Source organism: Pseudomonas sp. KBN10P06128 (assembly GCF_037574945.1).
Classification (GTDB): domain Bacteria; phylum Pseudomonadota; class Gammaproteobacteria; order Pseudomonadales; family Pseudomonadaceae; genus Pseudomonas; species Pseudomonas aeruginosa.
In genome coordinates this window covers 3,367,608-3,387,589 of sequence record NZ_JBBELR010000001.1, presented here as the reverse complement: position 1 = coordinate 3,387,589, position 19,982 = coordinate 3,367,608, and the positions used below count along the sequence as shown (strand labels likewise).

Genomic DNA, 19,982 nt, shown 5'->3' with positions numbered 1-19,982 from the left:
GGTTTGTAGAAGCGGACGGCGGTCAGCGTCCAACGAGATTTTTCCGCCGGGGGCGATCGGAAAATCCGAATCAACGCGAACGCAGCCGCCCCACTCCTTTCTTCAGCGGCGCCAGGAGCATGCACTCCGGGCCTACGTTGGCCGCGTAGTCGGCCAGCACCGTCTTGCTCAGCTCCACCACTTCGTCCACCAGCTCCAGGCCGGTGCCGCCGCGCCAGGACACCACCACCGGCAGGTTCGGCGGCGGCGGGCCGAGGCGCAGCAGGGTCAGTTCGCCGCGTTCCAGTTCCTGGCTGACCAGCGCCGGCGGCAAGGCGCCGACGCCGAAGCCGTCGCGCAGCAGGCGGGTCATCGCCGCCACCGAGTTCACGCAGTTCAGGCGCGGTGCCGCGACGCCGTTGGCGTGCAGCAGGCCGAGCACGTCCTGGTGCGGCCGCGAGTGCTTGGAGAAGGTCACTACCCGCTCCCGCGCCAGGTCCGCCAGCGAGGCGTAGTCGCGGTGGTAGATCGAGCCGGTGGAGACGATCCAGCGCAGCGGGTAGCTGCCCAGTTCCAGGTTGAGCACCGACTCGTGGCGCAGCGAGTCGGTCTGGAAGATCAGGTCCAGGTAGCCCTTCTGCAACTGCTCGGAGAGGTTGCGCGCGGTGTCCGCCATCAGCTCGATCTCCACCGCCGGGAAGGTTTCCGTGACCCTGGCCACCAACGGGCTCAGCCAGGTGTGGATGACCGTGTCCATGGCGCCGATGCGGATTCGTCCCTGGGTGCTGGCGCCGGTGTCGAGCGACTGCTTCAGCGCGTGCATGGTGTCCATCATGCGCTCGGCGTAGGCCAGTACCTTGTCGCCTTCCGGGGTCAGGGTCACGCCGCGAGAGTCGCGGACGAACAGTTTCACGCCGAGTTCGTCCTCCAGCACGGCGATCCGGCTGGAAATGGAAGCCTGGGTGCTGAACAGCTTCTCCGCGGTGAGGCGGAAGCTCTTCAGGCGCGCGACCCAGACGAAGGTCTCGAGGAATTTCAGGTTCATGTGGCGGGCACCGACGGGCAAGGGACACAAGGTGGCAGGAGCGAGCAGCTTCCATGCCAGCGCCCGCTTTCCGGCGGCACATGATCGACGCATGACGGCCTGCTCCGCCATCGAAATTTCTTATCCCCGGCGGCCGCATAAATTAGTTGGACGCTCGCTGGCCAGCCTCGAAGAATGCAACCACCGGGTGCGACGGCGCCCACCGAATCCTCATAACACCAATAACGACGATCGGTGCCCCCATGGAAAAACACATGACCCTCGACGCCGGCCCGGACGCTTCCCGGGACGGTCATTTCGGCTGGTATCGCGCCCTCGACAAGCAGGAACGCCGGGCCTTCTGGAGCTGCAAGATCGGCTACGGCCTGGACGGCATGGACACCCAGATGCTGAGCTTCGTGATCCCCACCCTGATCGCCCTGTGGGGGATCAGCACCGGCGAAGCCGGCTTCATCCACACCATGACCCTGCTCGCCTCCGCCGCCGGCGGCTGGATCGCCGGGATCCTCTCCGACCGCATCGGCCGGGTGCTGACCCTGCAACTGACGGTGCTCTGGTTCGCCTTCTTCACCTTCCTCTGCGGCCTCGCGCAGAACTACGAGCAGTTGCTGGTCGCGCGGACCCTGATGGGCTTCGGCTTCGGTGGCGAATGGACCGCCGGCGCGGTACTCATCGGCGAAGTGATCAAGGCCCGCGACCGCGGCAAGGCGGTCGGCCTGGTGCAGTCCGGCTGGGCCATCGGCTGGGGCCTCACCGCCATCCTCTACTCGCTGATGTTCAGCCTGCTGCCGCCGGAGGAGGCCTGGCGCGCGCTGTTCATGCTCGGCCTGTTGCCGGCACTGTTCGTCCTGGTGGTACGCCGGCTGGTCAAGGAACCGGCGATCTACCGCGAGGCCAGGCAACGCAACCAGGGCGCCGACAAGGTCAGCTTCTACGAGATCTTCGCCCCCGGGATGCTCAGCATCACCCTGCGCGCCTCGCTGCTGACCACCGGCGCCCTCGGCGGCTACTACGCCATCACCGCCTGGCTGCCGACTTTCCTCAAGACCGAACGCGGGCTGACCGTGCTCGGCACCAGCGGCTACCTGGCGATGGTGATCCTCGGCTCCTACGTCGGCTACGTGGTCAGTGCCTTCCTCACCGACCTGATCGGGCGCAAGAAGAACTTCGTCCTGTTCGCCGTCGGCTCCTTCACCGTAGTCCTGCTCTACACCCAGTTGCCGGTGAGCAACGGCGCCATGCTATGGCTCGGCTTCCCGCTCGGCTTCTTCGCCTCGGGCATCTTCAGCGGCATGGGCTCGTTCCTCACCGAGCTGTTCCCGACCCGCATCCGCGGCTCCGGCCAAGGCTTCTGCTACAACGCCGGGCGCGCCATCGCCGCGCTGTTCCCGATGCTGATCGGCATGCTCGGCCAGAAGCTCTCGCTGGGCCTGGGGATCGGCGCCTTCGCCGCGGTCTCCTACGGCGTGGTGATCCTCGCCGCCCTCAGCCTGCCGGAAACCCGCGGCAAGCAACTGGAACTCTGAGCCGTCGACCGAGGAAACCCCAGCATGCATCCCACTCCCCGCCTGGCTGCCGCGCTGCTCGCCGGCAGCGGGCTGGGCTGGCCGCTGCTCGCCCAGGCCGACCTGGTCGAGGACAGCCACGCCAGCCTCGCACTGCGCAACTTCTACTTCAACCGCGACTTCCGCCAGAGCGGCGCGCGCGACAACGCCGACGAATGGGCGCAGGGCTTCCTCCTGCGCCTGGAGTCCGGCTTCAGCGCAGGCACCGTCGGCTTCGGCGTCGACGCCATCGGCCTGCTCGGCCTCAAGCTCGACTCCGGCGGCGGCAGCGGCGGAACCGGGCTGCTGCCGGCCGACGGCTCCGCCGGGGGCTCCCAGGACGACTACGCCAAGCTCGGCCTGACCGCCAAGGCGCGGGTCTCCAACAGCCTGCTCAAGGTCGGCGCGCTGCACTTCAAGAGCCCGCTGGTCTCGGCCAACGACACCCGCCTGCTGCCGGAACTGTTCCGCGGCGCGCTGCTCGACGTGCAGGAGATCGACGGCCTGACCCTGCGCGGCGCGCACCTGGACCGCAACAAGCTGAACAGCTCCAGCGACTACCAGGTGTTCAGCGCCAACCGCATCGGCGGGCGCAGCGATGCCTTCGACTTCGCCGGCGGCGACTATCGCCTGACCCCGGCGCTGACCGCCAGCCTGCACCAGGGTCGGCTCAAGGACATCTACCGACAGACCTTCGCCGGCCTGGTACACACCCTCGACCTCGGCGGACAGCGCTCGCTCAAGAGCGACCTGCGCTTCGCCCGGGCCAGCGAGGACGGCGGCTTCCGCGAACTGGACAACCGCGCCTTCGGCGCCCTCTTCAGCCTGCGCCTGGGCGCCCACGCGGTGGCCGCCGGCTACCAGCGGATCAGCGGCGACGATCCCTATCCCTACATCGCCGGCAGCGACCCGTACCTGGTCAACTTCATCCAGATCGGCGACTTCGGCAACGTCGACGAGCGCTCCTGGCAACTGCGCTACGACTACGATTTCGGCGCGCTCGGCCTGCCCGGCCTGAGCTTCATGAGCCGCTACGTCTCCGGCGACAACGTCGCCCGCGGCGCGGCCAACGACGGCAAGGAATGGGAACGCAACACCGACCTCGGCTACGTGGTGCAGAGCGGGCCGCTGAAGAACCTCGGAGTGAAATGGCGCAACGCCACGGTGCGTTCGAATTTCGCCAACGACCTCGACGAAAACCGCCTGATCCTCAGCTACAGCCTGGCGCTGTGGTGAGGTCCGGCGAGCAATGACCTGAAGGAACCAGCATGAACAGCCTGTTGTTGAACTGCGATATCGGCGAGAGCTTCGGTGCCTGGAGCATGGGCCTGGACGCCGAGGTGATGCCGCTGATCGATTGCGCCAACATCGCCTGCGGCTTCCACGCCGGCGATCCCGGCACCATGCGCCGCACCGTGGCCCTGGCGGTGGAGCATGGCGTGCGCATCGGCGCGCACCCCGGCTACCCCGACCTGGTCGGCTTCGGCCGGCGCTCGCTGGCCTGCTCGGCGCAGGAAGTGGAAGACCTGCTGCTCTACCAGATCGGCGCCCTCGACGGACTCTGCCGCGCCCAGGGCGAACGGGTACGCTACGTCAAGCCGCACGGCGCGCTGTACCAGGACATGATGCGCGACCCGGCGATCCTCGCCGCCGTGCTGCGCGCACTGGCGGCCTACGACCGCACCCTGCCGCTGATGCTGATGAGCACCCGCGACAACACCGCGGCGCGCGCGCTGGGCGAGGCCCACGGCATCGAGCTGTGGTTCGAGGCGTTCGCCGACCGCGCCTACGACGGCGCCGGCTACCTGGTCTCGCGCAGCCAGCCCGGCGCGGTACACCACGACGCCGAGACGGTGCTCGCCCAGGCCCTCCTGCTGGCCCGTGGCGCGCCGCTGAGAGCCAGCGACGGCAGCGCCCTGGCGCTGGAGGCGCAGACCCTCTGCGTACACGGTGACAACCCCGCCTCGCTGGCCGCGGTGCGGCGCATCCGCGACGCCCTGGAGGCGGCATGAGCCAACCGCAACCGCGCATCGAGGTGGCCGCCATCGACAGCTTCGTCCTGCGCCTGTTCGAGCGCATCGACGAAGCCAACATGCCCTGGCTGCTGGCGGCGGAGGAAAACCTGCGGGCGGCGTTCGGCGCCGCCCTGCTCGACCTGGTGCCGTCCTACACCACCCTGCTCCTGCAATACGACCTGCTCCAGCTCGACCCCGGCGAAGCCCGCGCGCGGATCGCCGCGGCGCTGTCCGACTTGAGCCCGAAACGCCAGGACGGCGGCCGCCTGCACGTCCTGCCGACCTGGTACGACCCGCGGGTCGGCCCCGACCTGGAACCCCTGGCGCGGCGCAAGCAGCTCGGCGTCGCCGAGCTGATCCGCCGCCACAGCCAGCACGAGTACCGGGTCTTCGCCCTCGGTTTCAGCCCCGGCTTCGCCTTCATGGGGCTGGTCGAGGAAGCCCTGGCGGCACCCCGTCTGGCGACTCCCCGGCAACGCATCGCCGCCGGCAGCGTCGGCATCGCCGAGCACCAGACGGCGGTCTATCCGCAGGCCTCGCCAGGCGGCTGGAACCTGCTCGGGCGCTGCCCGGTGCGCTTGTTCGACCTCACCCTGGACGGCTACAGCCTGCTGCGCGCCGGCGACCGGGTGCGTTTCGAACCCATCGGACACGCCGAATTCGTCCGCCTCGGCGGCGACGACACGCCCCTGGAGGTCCAGGCATGAACGACTCCATCCACGGCGGACTGCGGGTGTGCCAGAGCACCCCGCTGGTCCAGTTGCAGGATCGCGGCCGCTTCGGCTGCCGCCATCTCGGCGTGACCCAGGGCGGCGCCCTCGACTGGCTGTCCATGGGCTGGGCCAACTGGCTGCTGGGCAATCCCCTGGACGCCGCGGTGATCGAGATCGCCCTCGGCGGTTTCGTCGCCGAATGCCGTGCCGACGGCTGGTTGGCCCTGGCCGGCGGCGATCTCGGCGCGACCCTCGATGGCCAGCCGCTGCCGGCCTGGGGCGCGTTCGCCGTGCGCGACGGCCAGCGCCTGGCCTTCGCCCACCCGCGCCAGGGCGCCCGCGCCTACCTGGCGGCGCCCGGCGGCTTCGCCGGCGAGCGCCAGTTGGGCAGCCTGGCCACGGTGGCCCGCGAAGGCCTGGGCGGCCCCCGCGCCGACGGCAAGGCCCTGGCCGCAGGCGACAGCCTCGGCTGGCTGGCCGATGGCGCACGGCCACGCACGCTGCCGATGCCCAGCGAACGGATCATGGACTGCACCGGCGAAGCGCGCCTGGAGCTGATCCTCGGCGCGCAGATCGGCGACTTCCCGGCCATGAGCCTGTTCGATGCGTTCAACGGCGACTGGCAGGTGGATACCCGCGCCGACCGCATGGGCGTACGTCTGCTCGGCCCGCGCCTGGAATGCCGGCAGCAATCGATGATCTCCGAAGGCATCGCCCTGGGCGCGGTGCAGGTGCCGCCGGACGGCCAGCCGATCGTCCTGCTCAACGACCGGCAGACCATCGGCGGCTATCCCCGTCTCGGCGCCCTCGCCCCGCTGGCGCTGGCGCGCCTGGCGCAATGCCTGCCAGGCCAGCGGGTACGGCTGCTGCCGACGGTGCAGGAGGCGGCGCACCGCGAGCATCGACGCCTGCTGGCGGCCTGGGACGCATAAGCGGTTTTTTTGAACGGCGCCGTATGGCGAGCGTCCACCGCACACTCGTCCCGTCCGGAGGTCCGCCATGCCCAGTCGCCTGTCACTGATCGCCGTCCTGCTGTTGCCCCTGGTCGTCCAGGCCGAACCCGCTGATACCCGCGCCCTGCTCGCCGACAGCCTGGCCGACAGCCAGGCCCAGGTGGAGGCAGCCGAGCAAGCCATGCGCCGTTCCGAAAACAAGGCGGTGCAGCTCTATGCCAAGCGCGTACTCACCGAACAGCAGGAGTTCGACCATCAGTTGCGCGCCCTGGCCGGGGAAAAGGCCTTGGCGCTGCCCTCGCCGCGCCAGACCGAACGGCAGGCCGCCGCTCCCGGCGGCTTCGACGAGCGCGGTTTCCTCGACGCGCAGATTCGCCAGCAGGACCGTCTGGTCGCACGCTTCGAGGGAATCGCCCGAAACTCCGCCGATCCCGACCTGCGCCGCTTCGCCGACGAATGGCTGGCGCGCTTCTACCACCACCGCGAACTGGCCGACCAGTTGCGTAGCGGCCGCGCCGACTGAGCGCCGCGACCGCCTTGCTCAGTGCCGCGCGAGGACCTGCCGGGCGCTCTGGCGAATCACCCCCCAGCGCTTGGGATCGTCCTGCAGCATGGCGCCAAGCAGGTGCTTGGCCTGCTCGAAACTGATGTGCGGCGGCAGCGGCGGCACGTTCGGGTCGGTGACCACCTCCAGCAACACCGGGCGGTCGGCGGCGAAGGCCTCGGCCCAGGCGGCGTCGATATCCTCCGGGCGATCCACGCGGATGCCCTTGAAGCCGAGCATGTCCGCATAACGCGCGTAGGGGAAATCGATCACTTCCTGCGCCGGGCTGAACTCCGGGTCGCCGGCCAGGGCACGCTGCTCCCAGGTCACCTGGTTGAGATCGCCGTTGTTCAGCACCAGCACGATGAAGGTCGGCGAGTCCCAGCGCTGCCAGTACTGCTGCACGGTGACCAGTTCGGCGTTGCCGTTCATCTGCATGGCGCCGTCGCCGACCATCGCCACCACCGGCCGCTGCGGATAGGCGAGCTTGGCGGCGATGGCGTAGGGCACGCCGCTGCCCATGGTCGCCAGCTTGCCCGACAGCGAGCCGAGCATGCCCGGGCGCATGCGGATGTCGCGGGCGTACCAGTTGGTATGCGAGCCGCTGTCGCCGCAGAGAATCGCATCGTCCGGCAGTTGCTCCGACAAGGAACGGAATACCCGCTGCGGGTTGATCGGGTCGGCTGGCTCTTCGGCCTGGCGCCGGGCTTCCTCGCGACTGGCCGTCACCGCCCGCTCGACCCGGCGGCGCCAGGCGCCGTGCTTTTTCTGCTCGAGCAGCGGCAGCAGGCGCTCCAGGGTTTCCCCTGCATCGCCGAGCAAGGCCTGATCGATCGGATAGCGGATACCGATGTTGCGCGGATACAGGTCGATCTGCACCGCCCGCGCCTGGCCGGCCTTGGGTAGGAACTCGCTGTAGGGGAAAGTGCTGCCGACGATCAGCAGGGTGTCGCAATGCTCCATCAGCATGCTGCTGGCGCGGGTGCCGAGCAGACCGATGGAGCCGGTCACGTACGGCAGGTCGTCGGAAACCGCCGCCTTGCCCAGGAGCGCCTTGGCCACTCCGGCGGCCAGGCGCTCGGCGACCGCTTCCAGTTGCCGGTGCGCGCCCAGGGCCCCGGCACCGGCGAGGATCGCCACGCGCCGGCCGCGATTGAGGATCGCCGCGGCGGCTTCCAGGTCGGCGTCGCGCGCGTAGGGTCGCGGCTGGACGAAGCCCACCGCCGACATCACGTGGCCGTGCTCGTGGGGCTGGCGCTTCGGGGCCGCCATCTGTTGCACGTCGTTGGGCACGATCACCGTCGCCACCTGCCGCTCGCCGACCGCCACGCGCAGGGCTCGGTCCAGCACATGGAGCAGTTGTGCCGGGCTGACCACGGTCTCGACATAGGCGGAAACGTCCTTGAACAAGCTCTGCAGATCGACTTCCTGCTGGTAGTCGCTGCCCAGCGCGGTAGCCGCCTGCTGGCCGACGATGGCCAGCACCGGCTGATGATCCATGCGCGCGTCGTAGAGCCCGTTCAGCAGGTGGATCGCGCCCGGCCCCGAGGTGGCGAGGCACACCCCGACCTCTCCGGTGAACTTGGCGTGGGCGCCGGCCATGAAGGCCGCCATCTCCTCGTGGCGCACGCGGATATAGTCGAATGCCTCGGCGCGCCGGCCCATGGCGCCCATGATCCCGTTGATGCCATCGCCGGGGTAGCCGAAGACGCGCTTCACCCCCCACTGGCTCAAGCGTTCGAGCAATTGATCGGCAACCGTGCTGGACATTCTCGCCTCCTGGTCGTGTCTGGGGTCGTACCAGTGAGGACTGGCGCCGCAGGCGAGGGTTCAAGGCAATCGAGCGGCGGTGCCGACGGCGAAATCGACTGAACTGTCGGCGCGGGCGACCGGCCCAAGGGACAGGGCCCGCATGGGCGCAATCGCCAGGAGGTGCCGCCATGACCCGCGCCATCAACGATCCCGGAAACGAAGACCCCGGTTCCCTGCTGGAAACCGACGCCGACGCCCTGCTCGGCGGTGCCGCCGCCCAGGCGCCGGAAGAGCGCTGCCGGCTCGCAGCCCAGGCCTGCATCCGCGCGTGCGAGCGCTACCTGGCGCTCTGCATCGAGTCCAGCAGGGAACAACGCCAGCACGCCGGCGACTGCGCCGACCTCTGCCGCCTCGCTGCCCTGCTGCTGGAGCGCCGCAGCCCATGGGCGCCGGCCGCCTGCGAGCTGGCGGCGCGCTATGCCCTGGCATGCGCGGAGCGTTGCGATGGCGACGAGCCGCTGGAGCGCGAATGTGCGGGTGCCTGCCGGCGCTTCGTCGAGGCCTGCCGGCCATTGTTGCCGGCCTGAGGCTGGCCATTTCTGCCGTCGTGGTCTTGAGTCTGAATGTGCTGGGCAAGCTGATTTCCTTGCCTGCCCCGGCTTCTCGTTTCGCCTTCCCAGGCGAGCCCCTTTTGCAAGCGTCTGTACGGACCGGAGACATAGCGGACAGGTGTGCGGAGTTGCCGGAGAAAGACCACGAGAGACGCCATGAGCCTGAGAGAGGAGTTCATTTCGAAGTCCTGATCCGTAGGGCGAATAACGCCACGGGCGTTATCCGCCGATGTCGCGGATAAGCGGCGGATAACCGCGAGCGGTTATTCGCCCTACGGAGCTGGAGCGGCAGCCGGCGTTTCCGGAGGCCTGTAGGGCGAATACCGCCACAGGCGGTATCCGCCAATACCCCGGATAAGCGGCGGATAAACGCAAGTGCCTATTCGTCCCGCGACAACCACGCCATCACCGCCCGGTTCACCCACGGCGGAGACAACTGCCCAGCCCAGTACAGCGCCGTGAACAACCCGCCCACCGGCCGGTGTACCCGCCGGCTGTGCGCCTGCCGCCAGGCCGCCTCGGCGATATCCTCGGCGTCCAGTCTCAGCCCCAGGCGACGCAACACCGGCGGTCGGTAGGTCTGCCCGGCGACCATCGGCGTGCGGACGAACGGCGGCATCAGGTCGGCGACGCGAATCCCGTGGCGGCGCCATTCCAGCTCCAGCGCCTCGGTGAGCCCGCGCACGGCGAACTTCGAAGCCGAGTAGACGGCCATCTCCGGTACGCCATAAAGCCCCGATGCCGAGCCCATGTTGAGTACCTGCGCCTGCGGCGTCGCGCGCAGGAACGGAAAGGCCGCGTGACAGCAGTTGAGGACGCCTTGCAGGTTGATCGCCAGCAACCGCGCGTGGTCCTCCAGGGCGACCTCTTCGAAGCGACCGAAACGCAGGATGCCGGCGCAGTTGAACAGCAGGCGCAGGCGGCCATCGGCACAGAACTGCGCAAGCGCCTCGCCGACCGCGTCGGGCTCGCTGACGTCCACGGCACGCTGCCAGGCGCCCGGCAGTTGCGCGGCCAAGCCGCGCAACGCCTCGGCATCGATGTCCAGCAAACCGACCCGCCAGCCCCGGCGGTGGAACAGTCGCGCGCTGGCGGCGCCGATCCCGGAGGCGGCACCGCTGATCAGGATGTTCTGCACTGGCCGCCCTCCGCGCTGCATTCGACGACGAACGCCGCCGCCTCGTCCAACGCCCGGTCGGCGCTGGCCAGCACGCCGGCATGGGCCTGGAACACGTGCCAGCAACCGGCGTAGCGCTGCAATCGCACCGCGACGCCCTGCTCGCCGGCCCGTTGCGCCAGGCGCAGGCTGTCGTCGCGCAGCAGTTCGTCCTCGCCGACCTGTACCAGCAGCGGCGGCAGCCCCGCCAGGTCGGCATGCAGCGGCGACAGGGCGGCCGAGCCTGGCTCCGCGTCGGCCGGCAGCAGCAGGCGCACCGCGCTTTCCAGCCAGGCCCGCGACAGCAGCGGGTCGCCGGCCGCTGGCGTGTGCAGGCGCTGGCAGCTGAGGTCGGTCCAGGGCGAGAACAGCAGCAACCCGGCCGGCAACGGCAAGCCGCGCGCCTTCAGCTCCAGGGCCAGGGACAGCGCCAGGTGGCCGCCCGCCGAGTCACCGGCGAGCAGCAGTCGGCGCGGCGAATGGCCGGCCTCCAGCAATGCCAGGTAGACCGCCAGGGCGTCGTCGCGGGCGGCGGGGAACGGATGTTCCGGGGCACGCCGGTAGTCCACCGCGCAAACCTCGGCGGCGCAGCGCCGGGCCAGGTGCGTGGTGATCGCCCGGTGGGTCGCCGGCGAGCCGATCAGGTAGGCGCCGCCGTGCAGGTAGAGCACCCGGCGCCGCGCCTCCACCCCGCGCGGCCGCAACCACTCGCAGGGCACGCCGGCGAGGCTGCGGCGCTCGCGGACGACGCCGCCGGCGTTCCGCGTCGCCAGGCTCAGCCCACGCAGCACGCCGCGTTGCAGCGCCACTGGCATGGGCGGACGAACCAGCCCGCGGAACAACAGGCGCAGGCAGCCGCGCAGGAGACCGGCGCGCAGGCGTTGCGGCGGCGACATCAGGGGCGCTTCAGCGGGCCAGGTCATAGTCGGCAAGCTCCGGCCGGCGCGTACGCCAGCGATAGACGAAGGTGTAGCCCGGCCAGTTGTTGGTGTTCTTGCCGGCGGCGGTCTTGTACCAACTGTCGCAGCCACGCTCCCAGACGGTGTGGCGCAACCCCTGTTGCACCTCCAGGTTGAAACGCCGCTGGACCTCGGGCTTCACGTCGAGGTAGCGCAGGCCCTGCGCCTGGAGCTGGCGCAGGCAGCCGAGCACGTAGGGGAACTGGCTTTCCAGCATGTAGACGATGGAGTTGTGGCCGAGGTTGGTGTTCGGCCCGTAGAGGATGAACAGGTTGGGGAAGCCGCTGACGCTGATGCCCTTGTAGGCTTCCGCGCCATCCGCCCAGGCCTGCCGCAGGTCGCGTCCGTCGAGGCCGAGGATGCGCATCGGGGCGAGGAATTCGGTGGCGGCGAAGCCGGTGCCGAAGATGATCGCGTCGACCTCGTGCCGGCGGCCGTCACGGCCGACCACGGCGTCTTCGGTGACTTCGCGGATGCCCGTGTCGACCAGTTCGACATTGCTCCTGGCCAGCGCCGGGTAATAGTCGTTGCTGATCAGGATGCGCTTGCAGCCCAGTGGGTAGTCGGGGACCAGCCGCGCGCGCAGTTGCGGATCGGCGATCTGCCGGTGCAGGTGGCGACGGAAGCTCAGCCGCATCACCTTCATCAGCGCCGGGAAGGTCGCGAAGGCGAGCATCCGCGATTCGTGGTGCAGGTACTTGAGCCCCCGATCCAGACGTTGCAGCCACGGCCAGCGCGCCTTCAGGCGGCGTTCCCAGTCGGCGTAGGCGCGATCCGGCTTGGCGATCACGTAAGGCGCGCTGCGCTGGAACAGCGACAGGCGCCGCACCTGCGGGGCGATCCGCGGGACGAACTGGATGGCGCTGGCTCCGGTGCCGATCACCGCGACCCGCTTGCCGGCCAGCTCGACCTCGGCGTCCCAGTTCGCCGAGTGGAACGCCGGACCCTGGAAGCGCTCCAGGCCGGGCAGGCGCGGCAGCAGCGGCCGGCTCAACTGGCCGGTGGCGCAGACCAGGGCCCGTGCGCGCAGCGTCTGGCCATCGCCGCAGCGTACTTGCCATTCGCCGCTGCCGGCGTCGAAGCGGGCCTCCTCCACCTCGCAGTGGAAACGGATCTTCTCGCGCAGACGGTACTTGTCCGCGCAATGCCGCAGGTAGTCGAGGATTTCCGCCTGCGGGGCGAACTTGCGCGACCAGTCGGCCTTCGGCTCGAAGGAAAACGAGTAGAGATGCGAGGGGACGTCGCAGGCGGCGCCCGGGTAGCGGTTTTCCCGCCAGCAACCGCCGACGTCGGCGGCCTTTTCCAGGATCAGGTAATCGTCGATGCCTGCCTGTCGCAGGCGGATCGCCAGGCCGAGACCGGCAAAGCCGGCGCCGACCACCAGCACCCGCAAGGGGGCTTCAAGGCGGGACTCGTTGTGCATTGTTGTGCTCCCGTTTGTTGCTTGCCACGCCGTCCGGCGCGATTCCGCCCAGCGGCAGATGGCAGCATCCTAGTTCGCCGGGGCGACTGGCGTTATGGCCGGGCCGGACATAAAGTTGTGATTTTCGGTCAACCCCGGACGCCGCCATGCCCACTCCGCCCTGGTCTCCCCGCCGCAGCGCCATCAGCGCGCACCTGCTGATCCAGTTCGGCATCGACCGCGGCCTCGGCCTGGAGCAGTGCCTGGCGGGTAGCGGCCTGGATATTCGCCTGCTCGGCGATCCCTCCGGGGAAATCGACGCGGCCCAGGAACTGAGCGTCGTGCGCAACCTGGTCCGGCACCTGGGCGACGCCTGCGCGCCGGGCCTGGCGGCAGGCCTGCGCTATCACCTCAACGCCTATGGCATCTGGGGCTTCGCCCTGCTCAGCAGCCCGACCTTCCTCAGCGCCGCGCAACTGGGCCTGCGCTACCTCGACCTGACCTTCGCCTTCCATGGCATCCGCCTGGAGGTACACGGCGACGAAGCGCACCTGGTGCTCGACGACACCGGCATTCCCGAGGACCTGCGGATTTTCCTCCTCGAACGCGACGCCGGTGGCGTGCTGCGCATCCAGCGCGACCTCACCGGGCAGCGCCTGCCGATCCTCCGCGCCGGCTTCCGCCGCCCGCCGCCCGCCGACCCCACGCCCTACGTGCGCGAGCTGGGCCTGTGCCCGGCGTTCGGCCAGGCGGATAACCGGGTGGTCTTCGAGCGGCATTTCCTCGACCTCCCGCTGCCCGGCGCCAACCTCGAGGTGGCGCGCGCCTGCGAGGAGCAGTGCCGCGCCCTGCTCGCCCGCCGCCAGGTGCGCGGCGGCCTGGCCGGACGCATCCGCGACCGCTTGCTGAGGACGCCCGGCCACTTGCCGGACATGCAGACCCTAGCCATGGAACTGCACCTCACCGTGCGTACCCTGCGTCGCCGCCTGGACGACGAGGGCAGCAGCTACCGCCTGTTGCTCGACGAGGTGCGCCAGGCCCTCGCCGAAGAGCTGCTGGCCACCGGCGCGATCCGCCTGGAGGAGATCGCCGAGCGCCTCGGCTACGGCGAGGTGTCCAACTTCATCCACGCCTTCAGGCGCTGGAAAGGCATGACGCCGCGCCAGTATCGCCAGCGGCGACGACTCGGCGCGATGCCCTGAGCCGCTCCGGGCTTATTCCACGAAGGCAGGACGCCAGCGCTCGATGTTCGTTTCGCCGCCGCCTGCCAGCGGCTAGATTGGCCGTTCACGCGCGGCATCCGGCGGCGCGGCAGCGGAGGCATCTCCGCTGGCAACGGGAGAACGACACATGGGTTGCCAGCAACACGCATGGCCGGCGCACGCGCCGGAGCAGGTCGAGGCCGAGGTCAACTATATCCGCGACAACGGCCAACGGCCGGTCGCCTACACCTATCCGGCCCCCGCCGGGACGCCGCAGCGCAGCGCGCTGTTGCAGCCGACCCGGGTGGCGATCCGCAATGCGCGTCTGCTGGCGCAACCGGCCAGCCTGGAGCGCGAGGGTTTCCAACTGGTGCGCGAGGCGAGCGCGGTGGGCGATTTCGAGGATGAAGCCCAGGTTCGTGAACGCTACTACCCGGAAAGCATCGCCCTGCTCCGCCGCCTGACCGGCGCCGCCGAGGCGGTGATCTTCGACCACACGGTGCGCGTCGACCAGGCCGGGCGCGAAGAACGCGGCCTGCGCGAACCGGTGCGCTACGTGCACAACGACCAGACCCTGCGCTCGGCGCCGCGCCGGGTCCGCGATCACCTGCCGGCGGAACGCGCCGAACGGCGCCTGGCCGGACGCTTCCAGATCGTCAACCTGTGGCGTCCGTTCGGCCACCCGGCGCAGCGCGCGCCGCTGGCGTTGCTGGACGCCCGCAGCCTGGCGTTCGACGACCTGGTGGCCAGTGACCTGGTGTACCGCGACAAGGTGGGCGAAACCTACTCGGTCAAGCCCAACCCGGAGCACCGCTGGTACTACTACCCGCACCTGCTGCCGGAGGAAGCGCTGCTGCTGAAGATCTACGATTCGCGGGAGGACGCGCAGGCCCGCCTCGGCGCGCACACCGCCTTCGACGATCCCTGCACCCCGGCCGATGCGCCGCCGCGGCAGAGTATCGAACTGCGTTGCCTGCTGTTCTTCGACGAATGAGTCAGGCGGGGCGCAGGCTGATCCAGTAGTCGCTGTAGCGCAGCACGCGGATCGGCAGGCTGCGCCCGAGCATGTCCAGGGACGTGTGCATGTCGTCCAGCGGGAACAGACCGCTGACGCGGTTGCCGGCGATCTCCGCGTCGAGCTGGAGGATGCCTGGCAGATAGGGCCGGAAGGCCTCCGCGACCCAGGCCAGGGAACGGTCGTGGACCTCCAGCCAGCCGCTGGCCCAGGCGTCCTCTCCGGCCTGCATCGGGCCCTGTTCGAGCAGGCCGCCGGCATCGAACAGCAGGCTGCGCCGTGCCGCCACCACCAGTTGGCGTCCCTCGCCGGTGGTCAGCCGCGCGCTGCCGCGCAGGGTCACCAGGCGGATCGCCCCGCGCTCCTCGGCAAGCAGCAGGCTGCCGCTGGCGCAGTCCACCCGTCCGGAGGCGCAGTCGAGGGCGAAGGTGCCGCGCGGGTCCTCCTTCACTTCCAGGCGCAACGCGCCGCGCCGCAGTTCCAGGCGTCGCTGGGTGCCGTCGAACAGCGGCCGCGCCTTGCTCCGCGCGTTCAGGCGCAGGCGGCTGCCGTCGGCCAGCAACCAGTCGCGGCGCTCGCCGGTGCCGGTCGCCAGTTCGCCGGGCAGGCCCATGCCGGCCTGGACCCAGCGCTCCAGGCCGGCGCCGCCGGCGAGCAGGACGAACAGCCCGAGGGCGCCGCCGACGAAGCGCCGGCGGCTCGACGGCTGCTCCAGGGCGCGCAGCACGGTAGCGCTCGGCTGGCCGCGCCAGGGCGAGTCCTGTAGCGGCGCGAGGCTGCCAAGCAGTTGCCGGAACACCTCGGCATGCTCGCTCGACAGCGCCTTCCAGCGTTCCAGGGCATCGCCCTCGGCGGCGCTGAAGTCGCCGGATTGCAGGCGCACCATCCATTCGATGGCCTCCTCGACGATGCGTTGCCGTTCCGGCTTCTCGCTCATTCCTGGAATCCCCGGTAGCAGCAGTGCAAGGCATCCTTCATCAACTGGTGGATGCGCCCCAGGGACAATCCGAGGCGTTCGCCGATCTGCACGTAGGTCAGGCCTTCCAGCTGACTCATCAGGAACACTGCGCGGGCCTGCCCGGACAGGCCGTCGAGCAGGCGGTCGATGGCTTGCAGGCTCTCGATCAGCATCCACTGCTCGTGAGGCGACGGCTGCACCGCCTCCGGCGCCTCGGCGAGGATCTGCAGGTAGGCGCGCTCCAGGTCCTTGCGCCGCCAGCTCTCGTACATCAGGCGTTGCGCGATGGTCGCGAGGAACGCCCGCGGCGAGCGGATCGACGCCGGGTCGGGGAGCATCCAGACCTGCAGGAAGGCCTCGGCGGCGAGGTCTTCGGCGCTGTGGCTACAGCCGGTCTGGTAGGACAGCTTCTTGCACAGCCAGTCGTAGTTCTGCTGGAACAACTGGGCGATCAGGGTGTTCTTGATGGAGCCTTGGCTATCCATGGTAAGCGTTCGCTGCTGGCAGGCCACGCCACGGATAGCGGTAGTGAGCCTGGAGGTTGAGGAACGGCGCCCGGGGCTGTTCCCGTGGCGCGCGGTAGGGAATCAATCGAGGCGCTCCCGGCAGTCCGCCGTGCCCGCCGCCGGCCGCTGCGCGGACAGCCAGCCGCAGGCGGCGGCGCCGAGGATCAGCGCGGCGCCCCACCAGGGGAGCGCGCGCACCGCCACCTGGTCCACCAGGATCGCGCCGATGAAGGCGCCCAGGGCCACGCCGAGCTGGATCGCGCTGGTGTTGAGGCTGATCTGGATCGCCGCGGTGTCCGGGCTGAGTTCCACCAGGTATTTCTGGATCGCCGGCCCCGGCGCCATGTTGAACACGCACCAGAACACCACCGCGCCCAGCAGCAGCGGCAGGCCGCCGGTGGCGAACGGCAGCAGGACCAGGGCCAGTGCATGCAGGAGCAGGAAGGCGACGAAGGTGGCCGGCCCCGGCCAGCGGTCGGCGGCACGTCCGCCGAGCAGCGCGCCGAGGATGCCGCCGCCCCCGTAGACCAGCAGGACCAGGCTGATGGTCGGTTTGTCGAGGGCCATGCTGCCGACCAGGAACGGCACGATGTAGGTGTAGACGGTGAACTGGCCGGTCATCTGCAACAGCGATGCCAGGTGGGCGAACGGCACCCGGCCCCGGGCCAGCGCCCGCAGTTGCTCCGCCGGGGCGATGCCGGGCGCGCCGGGGATGGCCGGCAGCAGGCGCAGGAGCAGCGGCAGGCCGAGCAACGCGACCCCGGCGAGCAGCAGGAACAGGCTGCGCCAACCCCAGAACTCGCCGATCAGGGTGCCCAGCGGTACGCCCAGCACCAGTGAGGCGACGATGCCGGCAAACACCAGGCCGATCGCCCGGCCGCGCCGTTCCGGTGCGACGATGGCCACCGCCAGGGTGATCGCCACCACCACAATGACCGAGGCACTGGCCGCCACCAGCAGCCGGCTCGCCAGCAACAGGGCGAAGCTCGGCGCGGCGGCGCTGGCCAGGTTGGCGCCGACGAACGCCAACAGCGCGCCGGCCAGCAGGCGGCGGCGCTCGATGCCGGCGCTGAGGTAGACCAGCAGCGGGCCGAGCAGCGCATAGACCAGCGCGTACAGGCTCATCAGCAACCCGGCCCGGCCCTGGCTGACGGCGAAACTGGCGGCCAGTTCGTCGAGCACCCCGGCCACCACCAGTTCCACCGTGCCGACCACGAAGGCCAGTCCGGCCAGCAGCCAGACGCCGACCTCCGCCCTGCTCCGTTCAGTCTCGCCCATGGCTGCGTGCCTCCCCGTCGATGGCGTAGCGATAGCGCCCGAGCATGACCAGCAGCCCTGCCGCCACGCCGAACGCGCCGAGCAGGACCAGCGTCGAGCCCGCGTAGGAGTCCGCGCGGTCGTAGAAGTAACCCAGCAGCCAGGACCCCAGGCTGATGGCGATGGCGAAGGTGAAGGGCTGGATCGAGCCATAGATCACGCTGAAATGGCGCAGGCCGAAGTAGCGGCTGACGAAGTACTGGGTGGTGCCGGTCTCGCCGCCGGCGCCCAGGCCGATCAGGAACACCGCGCCCCAGAGCAGCGCCGGCGGTCCGCCGAGGAGCAGGAGCAGCAGCCCGATAGCCGCCAGCACGGCGAACGGCAAGGCGATGCGCGGGGTGTCGTAGCGGTCCAGCAGGTAGCCCAGCGCCGGTTGCGAAACGATCATGCCGACCCACAGCGCCGCCAGCACGTCGGTGGCGACCTCCCGCGACAGGCCGTGCTCCTGCAACAGCGGCACGCCATGCACCATCACGCCGGTGACGGCGAACACGCCGAGGATCAGGTTGCCGACGATCAGCCAGAAGTCCGCCGAGCGCCAGGCCTGGCCTGGCGTCGCTCCGGGCAGCGCGCCGGCTGGCGGGCGCCGCGCCTGCGGCAGGTCGCCGGGCCGCTCGCGGAACAACGCGTAGAGCAGCGGCAGCGCCAGCAGGCCTTCGAGCAGGCCATAGACGAGGAAGGTGGCACGCCAGCCGAAGGCGTCGATGCAGGCGCTGCCCAGGTACAGCGCCAGTGGCCCGCCGACGCCGAAGCCGAGTCCGAGGATGCCGTAGGCTGCGCCGCGACGACGCTCGAACCAGCCGCCGAGAATCCGCGCATAGGGAATGTTGCCCGGCGTCAGCAGGCCGAGCAGCGCGAACAGCAGGTATAGCTGCCAGCCGCTGCGCGCCAGCGCCAGGCTGGCCAGGCACAGGGCCAGCGCGGCGGTCAGCGGCAGGACCAGGGCGCGCGCGCCCCAGCGATCCACCAGCCAGCCCTTCAGCGGGCTGCTCAGGGCTACCGCCAGGCCCAGCAGGGTCACCGGCAGTGCCGACTGGCCACGGTCCCAGTCCAGGTCGGCGGCGATCGGCTCGATGAACAGCGAAAAGCTGCTGATCACCAGCCCGGTGGGGCCGAAGATCACCCCCACTACCGAGGCCAGCAGCACCCCACAACTGGCCACGCCGAACTCGCCGACGCCAGGCGCCGCCGGCGCGACGTCCTCCATGGCCTCGCGGGCGACGCCGCTCATGCGTCGCGCCTCAGACGCTCGATCAGTTGGCGGCGCAAGCGGATGTCCTCGGCGTTCTCGGTGGTGGCCTCGAGCTGGACGATCTCGATGCCGGCGCGATGAAAGGCCAGGATCTGTTCCGCCACCTCGCCGACGCTGCCCACCAGCACCCCGGCGAAGCTGCGCTGCACGGTATTCGCCACCCATTCGCGCAAGGCCTCCGGCTCCAGCCGGGCGAGCCGGTCGCGCTCGCCGTCGCGGGCGACCTGCGGCGATGCCGCCAGTTCGTCGAGGGGCCGTGCCAGAAGCAGTTCGAAAGCGGCCTGGCGGTAGTGCTCGGCGATGTCCAGGGCCGCCGCCGGACTGTCGCCGAGGATCACCTGGAAGTGCTTCCAGAACTTCAGCCGCCGGCCCTGCTCCGCCGCCTCCTCGTTCAGCCTGCGCTTGAGCTCCGCGGTCTGCGTGGGGCTGGCGAAGTGGCCGGCGTAGACGTCAGCGAAGCGCACCGCCAGGCGTTGTGCCTGCGCCGAGGAGCCGCCAACGGATAGCGGCGGGCGCGGCCGCTGGATCGGCAGGAAGCCGCTGCCGGCGTCCTCCAGCCGGTAGAACTCGCCGTGGTAGTCGAAGGGGTCGCGGCTTTCCAGGGCGCGGGTGAAGACCTCCAGGTACTCCACGGCGCGCCGGTAGCGTTCGTCCTTGTCGGCGAAGTCGCCGTCGCGGCGCACGTCGGCGTCGCTGGAGCCGATCACCAGATGTACGCCGGCGCGCCCGTTGGACAGGCCGTCGAGAGTGGCCAGGGCGCGCGCGGCAACGGTCGGCTGGGCGCTCCCCGGTCGGTGCGCGACGGTGGCGCGCAGGCGCGGCGCCGCGGCCAAAGCCCAGCCGGCGACCAGCCAGGGGTCGGGCCAGGCAGCGGAAACGGTGAACAGCGCGCCGTCGAGGCCGTCCGCCTCTTCCAGGCGGGCCTTCTGCTGGATGTCGAAGGCACTCACCGCGCGACTGCGGGTGTCCGGCAGGAAACGCGCGGCCTGGCGGGCGAAGGCACTGTCGCCGATGACCGCGGAGGCGCGCACGCCGCCGCGCAGTTCGATGCTCATGGTT

At 70.2% G+C, this 19,982-nt stretch carries 19 protein-coding genes; 9 read left to right on the top strand and 10 right to left on the bottom strand.

What is annotated here, in order from left to right; genetic code table 11:
• Positions 1 to 70: 70 nt before the first annotated feature.
• Positions 71 to 1,024: a LysR family transcriptional regulator gene (locus VQ065_RS16095; protein WP_003088829.1), complete on the bottom strand. Its 954-nt coding sequence runs from the start codon at positions 1,022 to 1,024 to the stop codon at positions 71 to 73.
• A 254-nt stretch (positions 1,025 to 1,278) separates the two neighbouring features.
• Here VQ065_RS16095 and VQ065_RS16090 point away from each other — a divergent pair, with 254 nt between their 5' ends.
• From VQ065_RS16090 to VQ065_RS16065, 6 genes are all read left to right on the top strand, one after another.
• Entirely contained in the window at positions 1,279 to 2,550 is a 1,272-nt protein-coding gene (locus VQ065_RS16090; RefSeq protein ID WP_003088828.1) for an MFS transporter, read from the top strand.
• A 24-nt stretch (positions 2,551 to 2,574) separates the two neighbouring features.
• A complete protein-coding gene (locus VQ065_RS16085) occupies positions 2,575 to 3,804 on the top strand; it encodes an OprD family porin (RefSeq protein ID WP_003088827.1) in 1,230 nt (409 codons plus the stop codon).
• Positions 3,805 to 3,836: 32 nt separating this feature from the next.
• Complete coding sequence (locus tag VQ065_RS16080) at positions 3,837 to 4,580, top strand: 5-oxoprolinase subunit PxpA (protein ID WP_003088826.1); 744 nt, start codon at positions 3,837 to 3,839, stop codon at positions 4,578 to 4,580.
• The gene (locus VQ065_RS16075) at positions 4,577 to 5,290 is read left to right on the top strand and encodes a 5-oxoprolinase subunit B family protein (protein WP_014603798.1); all 714 of its coding nucleotides are present in this window, start codon (positions 4,577 to 4,579) and stop codon (positions 5,288 to 5,290) included. Before VQ065_RS16080 ends, VQ065_RS16075 begins: the two co-directional genes overlap by 4 nt.
• Entirely contained in the window at positions 5,287 to 6,228 is a 942-nt protein-coding gene (locus VQ065_RS16070; RefSeq protein WP_010794134.1) for a 5-oxoprolinase subunit C family protein, read from the top strand. Before VQ065_RS16075 ends, VQ065_RS16070 begins: the two co-directional genes overlap by 4 nt.
• 67 nt (positions 6,229 to 6,295) lie before the next feature.
• The gene (locus VQ065_RS16065) at positions 6,296 to 6,772 is read left to right on the top strand and encodes a DUF4142 domain-containing protein (protein ID WP_003088824.1); all 477 of its coding nucleotides are present in this window, start codon (positions 6,296 to 6,298) and stop codon (positions 6,770 to 6,772) included.
• A gap of 18 nt (positions 6,773 to 6,790) precedes the next feature.
• Here the strand turns inward: VQ065_RS16065 and VQ065_RS16060 are convergent, their stop codons facing one another.
• On the bottom strand, positions 6,791 to 8,563 hold the full coding sequence (locus VQ065_RS16060; protein WP_003088823.1) for a thiamine pyrophosphate-requiring protein: 1,773 nt from the start codon (positions 8,561 to 8,563) through the stop codon (positions 6,791 to 6,793).
• 170 nt (positions 8,564 to 8,733) lie between these two features.
• Between VQ065_RS16060 and VQ065_RS16055 the strand changes: the two genes are divergently transcribed.
• Entirely contained in the window at positions 8,734 to 9,132 is a 399-nt protein-coding gene (locus VQ065_RS16055) for a four-helix bundle copper-binding protein (RefSeq protein WP_003088822.1), read from the top strand.
• Positions 9,133 to 9,535: 403 nt separating this feature from the next.
• On the opposite strand, the gene VQ065_RS16050 is transcribed toward VQ065_RS16055, so the two are convergent.
• From VQ065_RS16050 to VQ065_RS16040, 3 genes are read right to left on the bottom strand one after another with little or no spacing between them, the layout of a single operon-like run.
• Positions 9,536 to 10,294, bottom strand: coding sequence for an SDR family oxidoreductase (locus VQ065_RS16050; RefSeq protein ID WP_003088821.1), 759 nt, complete (start codon positions 10,292 to 10,294; stop codon positions 9,536 to 9,538).
• Positions 10,279 to 11,208 carry an alpha/beta hydrolase gene (locus VQ065_RS16045; protein ID WP_073660191.1) on the bottom strand — a complete coding sequence of 310 codons (930 nt, stop codon included), beginning with the start codon at positions 11,206 to 11,208 and terminating at the stop codon, positions 10,279 to 10,281. The genes VQ065_RS16050 and VQ065_RS16045 overlap by 16 nt, the downstream gene beginning before the upstream one ends.
• Before the next feature lie 10 nt (positions 11,209 to 11,218).
• Positions 11,219 to 12,694, bottom strand: coding sequence for a flavin-containing monooxygenase (locus VQ065_RS16040; RefSeq protein ID WP_003088819.1), 1,476 nt, complete (start codon positions 12,692 to 12,694; stop codon positions 11,219 to 11,221).
• 146 nt (positions 12,695 to 12,840) lie between these two features.
• On the opposite strand from VQ065_RS16040, the gene VQ065_RS16035 reads away from it, so the two are divergent.
• The gene (locus VQ065_RS16035; protein WP_014603796.1) at positions 12,841 to 13,875 is read left to right on the top strand and encodes an AraC family transcriptional regulator; all 1,035 of its coding nucleotides are present in this window, start codon (positions 12,841 to 12,843) and stop codon (positions 13,873 to 13,875) included.
• 148 nt (positions 13,876 to 14,023) lie between these two features.
• Positions 14,024 to 14,869, top strand: a complete 846-nt coding sequence (locus VQ065_RS16030; RefSeq protein ID WP_003088816.1) for a CmcJ/NvfI family oxidoreductase — start codon at positions 14,024 to 14,026, stop codon at positions 14,867 to 14,869.
• A 1-nt stretch (position 14,870) separates the two neighbouring features.
• Here the strand turns inward: VQ065_RS16030 and VQ065_RS16025 are convergent, their stop codons facing one another.
• From VQ065_RS16025 to VQ065_RS16005, 5 genes are all read right to left on the bottom strand, one after another.
• On the bottom strand, positions 14,871 to 15,827 hold the full coding sequence (locus VQ065_RS16025) for a FecR family protein (protein ID WP_014603795.1): 957 nt from the start codon (positions 15,825 to 15,827) through the stop codon (positions 14,871 to 14,873).
• Positions 15,824 to 16,333, bottom strand: coding sequence for a sigma-70 family RNA polymerase sigma factor (locus VQ065_RS16020; protein ID WP_003107976.1), 510 nt, complete (start codon positions 16,331 to 16,333; stop codon positions 15,824 to 15,826). Before VQ065_RS16020 ends, VQ065_RS16025 begins: the two co-directional genes overlap by 4 nt.
• 102 nt (positions 16,334 to 16,435) lie before the next feature.
• A complete protein-coding gene (locus VQ065_RS16015) occupies positions 16,436 to 17,632 on the bottom strand; it encodes an MFS transporter (RefSeq protein WP_009315678.1) in 1,197 nt (398 codons plus the stop codon).
• Entirely contained in the window at positions 17,619 to 18,902 is a 1,284-nt protein-coding gene (locus tag VQ065_RS16010) for an MFS transporter (RefSeq protein WP_003088803.1), read from the bottom strand. The genes VQ065_RS16015 and VQ065_RS16010 overlap by 14 nt, the downstream gene beginning before the upstream one ends.
• A complete protein-coding gene (locus tag VQ065_RS16005) occupies positions 18,899 to 19,978 on the bottom strand; it encodes an LLM class flavin-dependent oxidoreductase (RefSeq protein WP_014603793.1) in 1,080 nt (359 codons plus the stop codon). Before VQ065_RS16005 ends, VQ065_RS16010 begins: the two co-directional genes overlap by 4 nt.
• Positions 19,979 to 19,982: the final 4 nt, after the last annotated feature.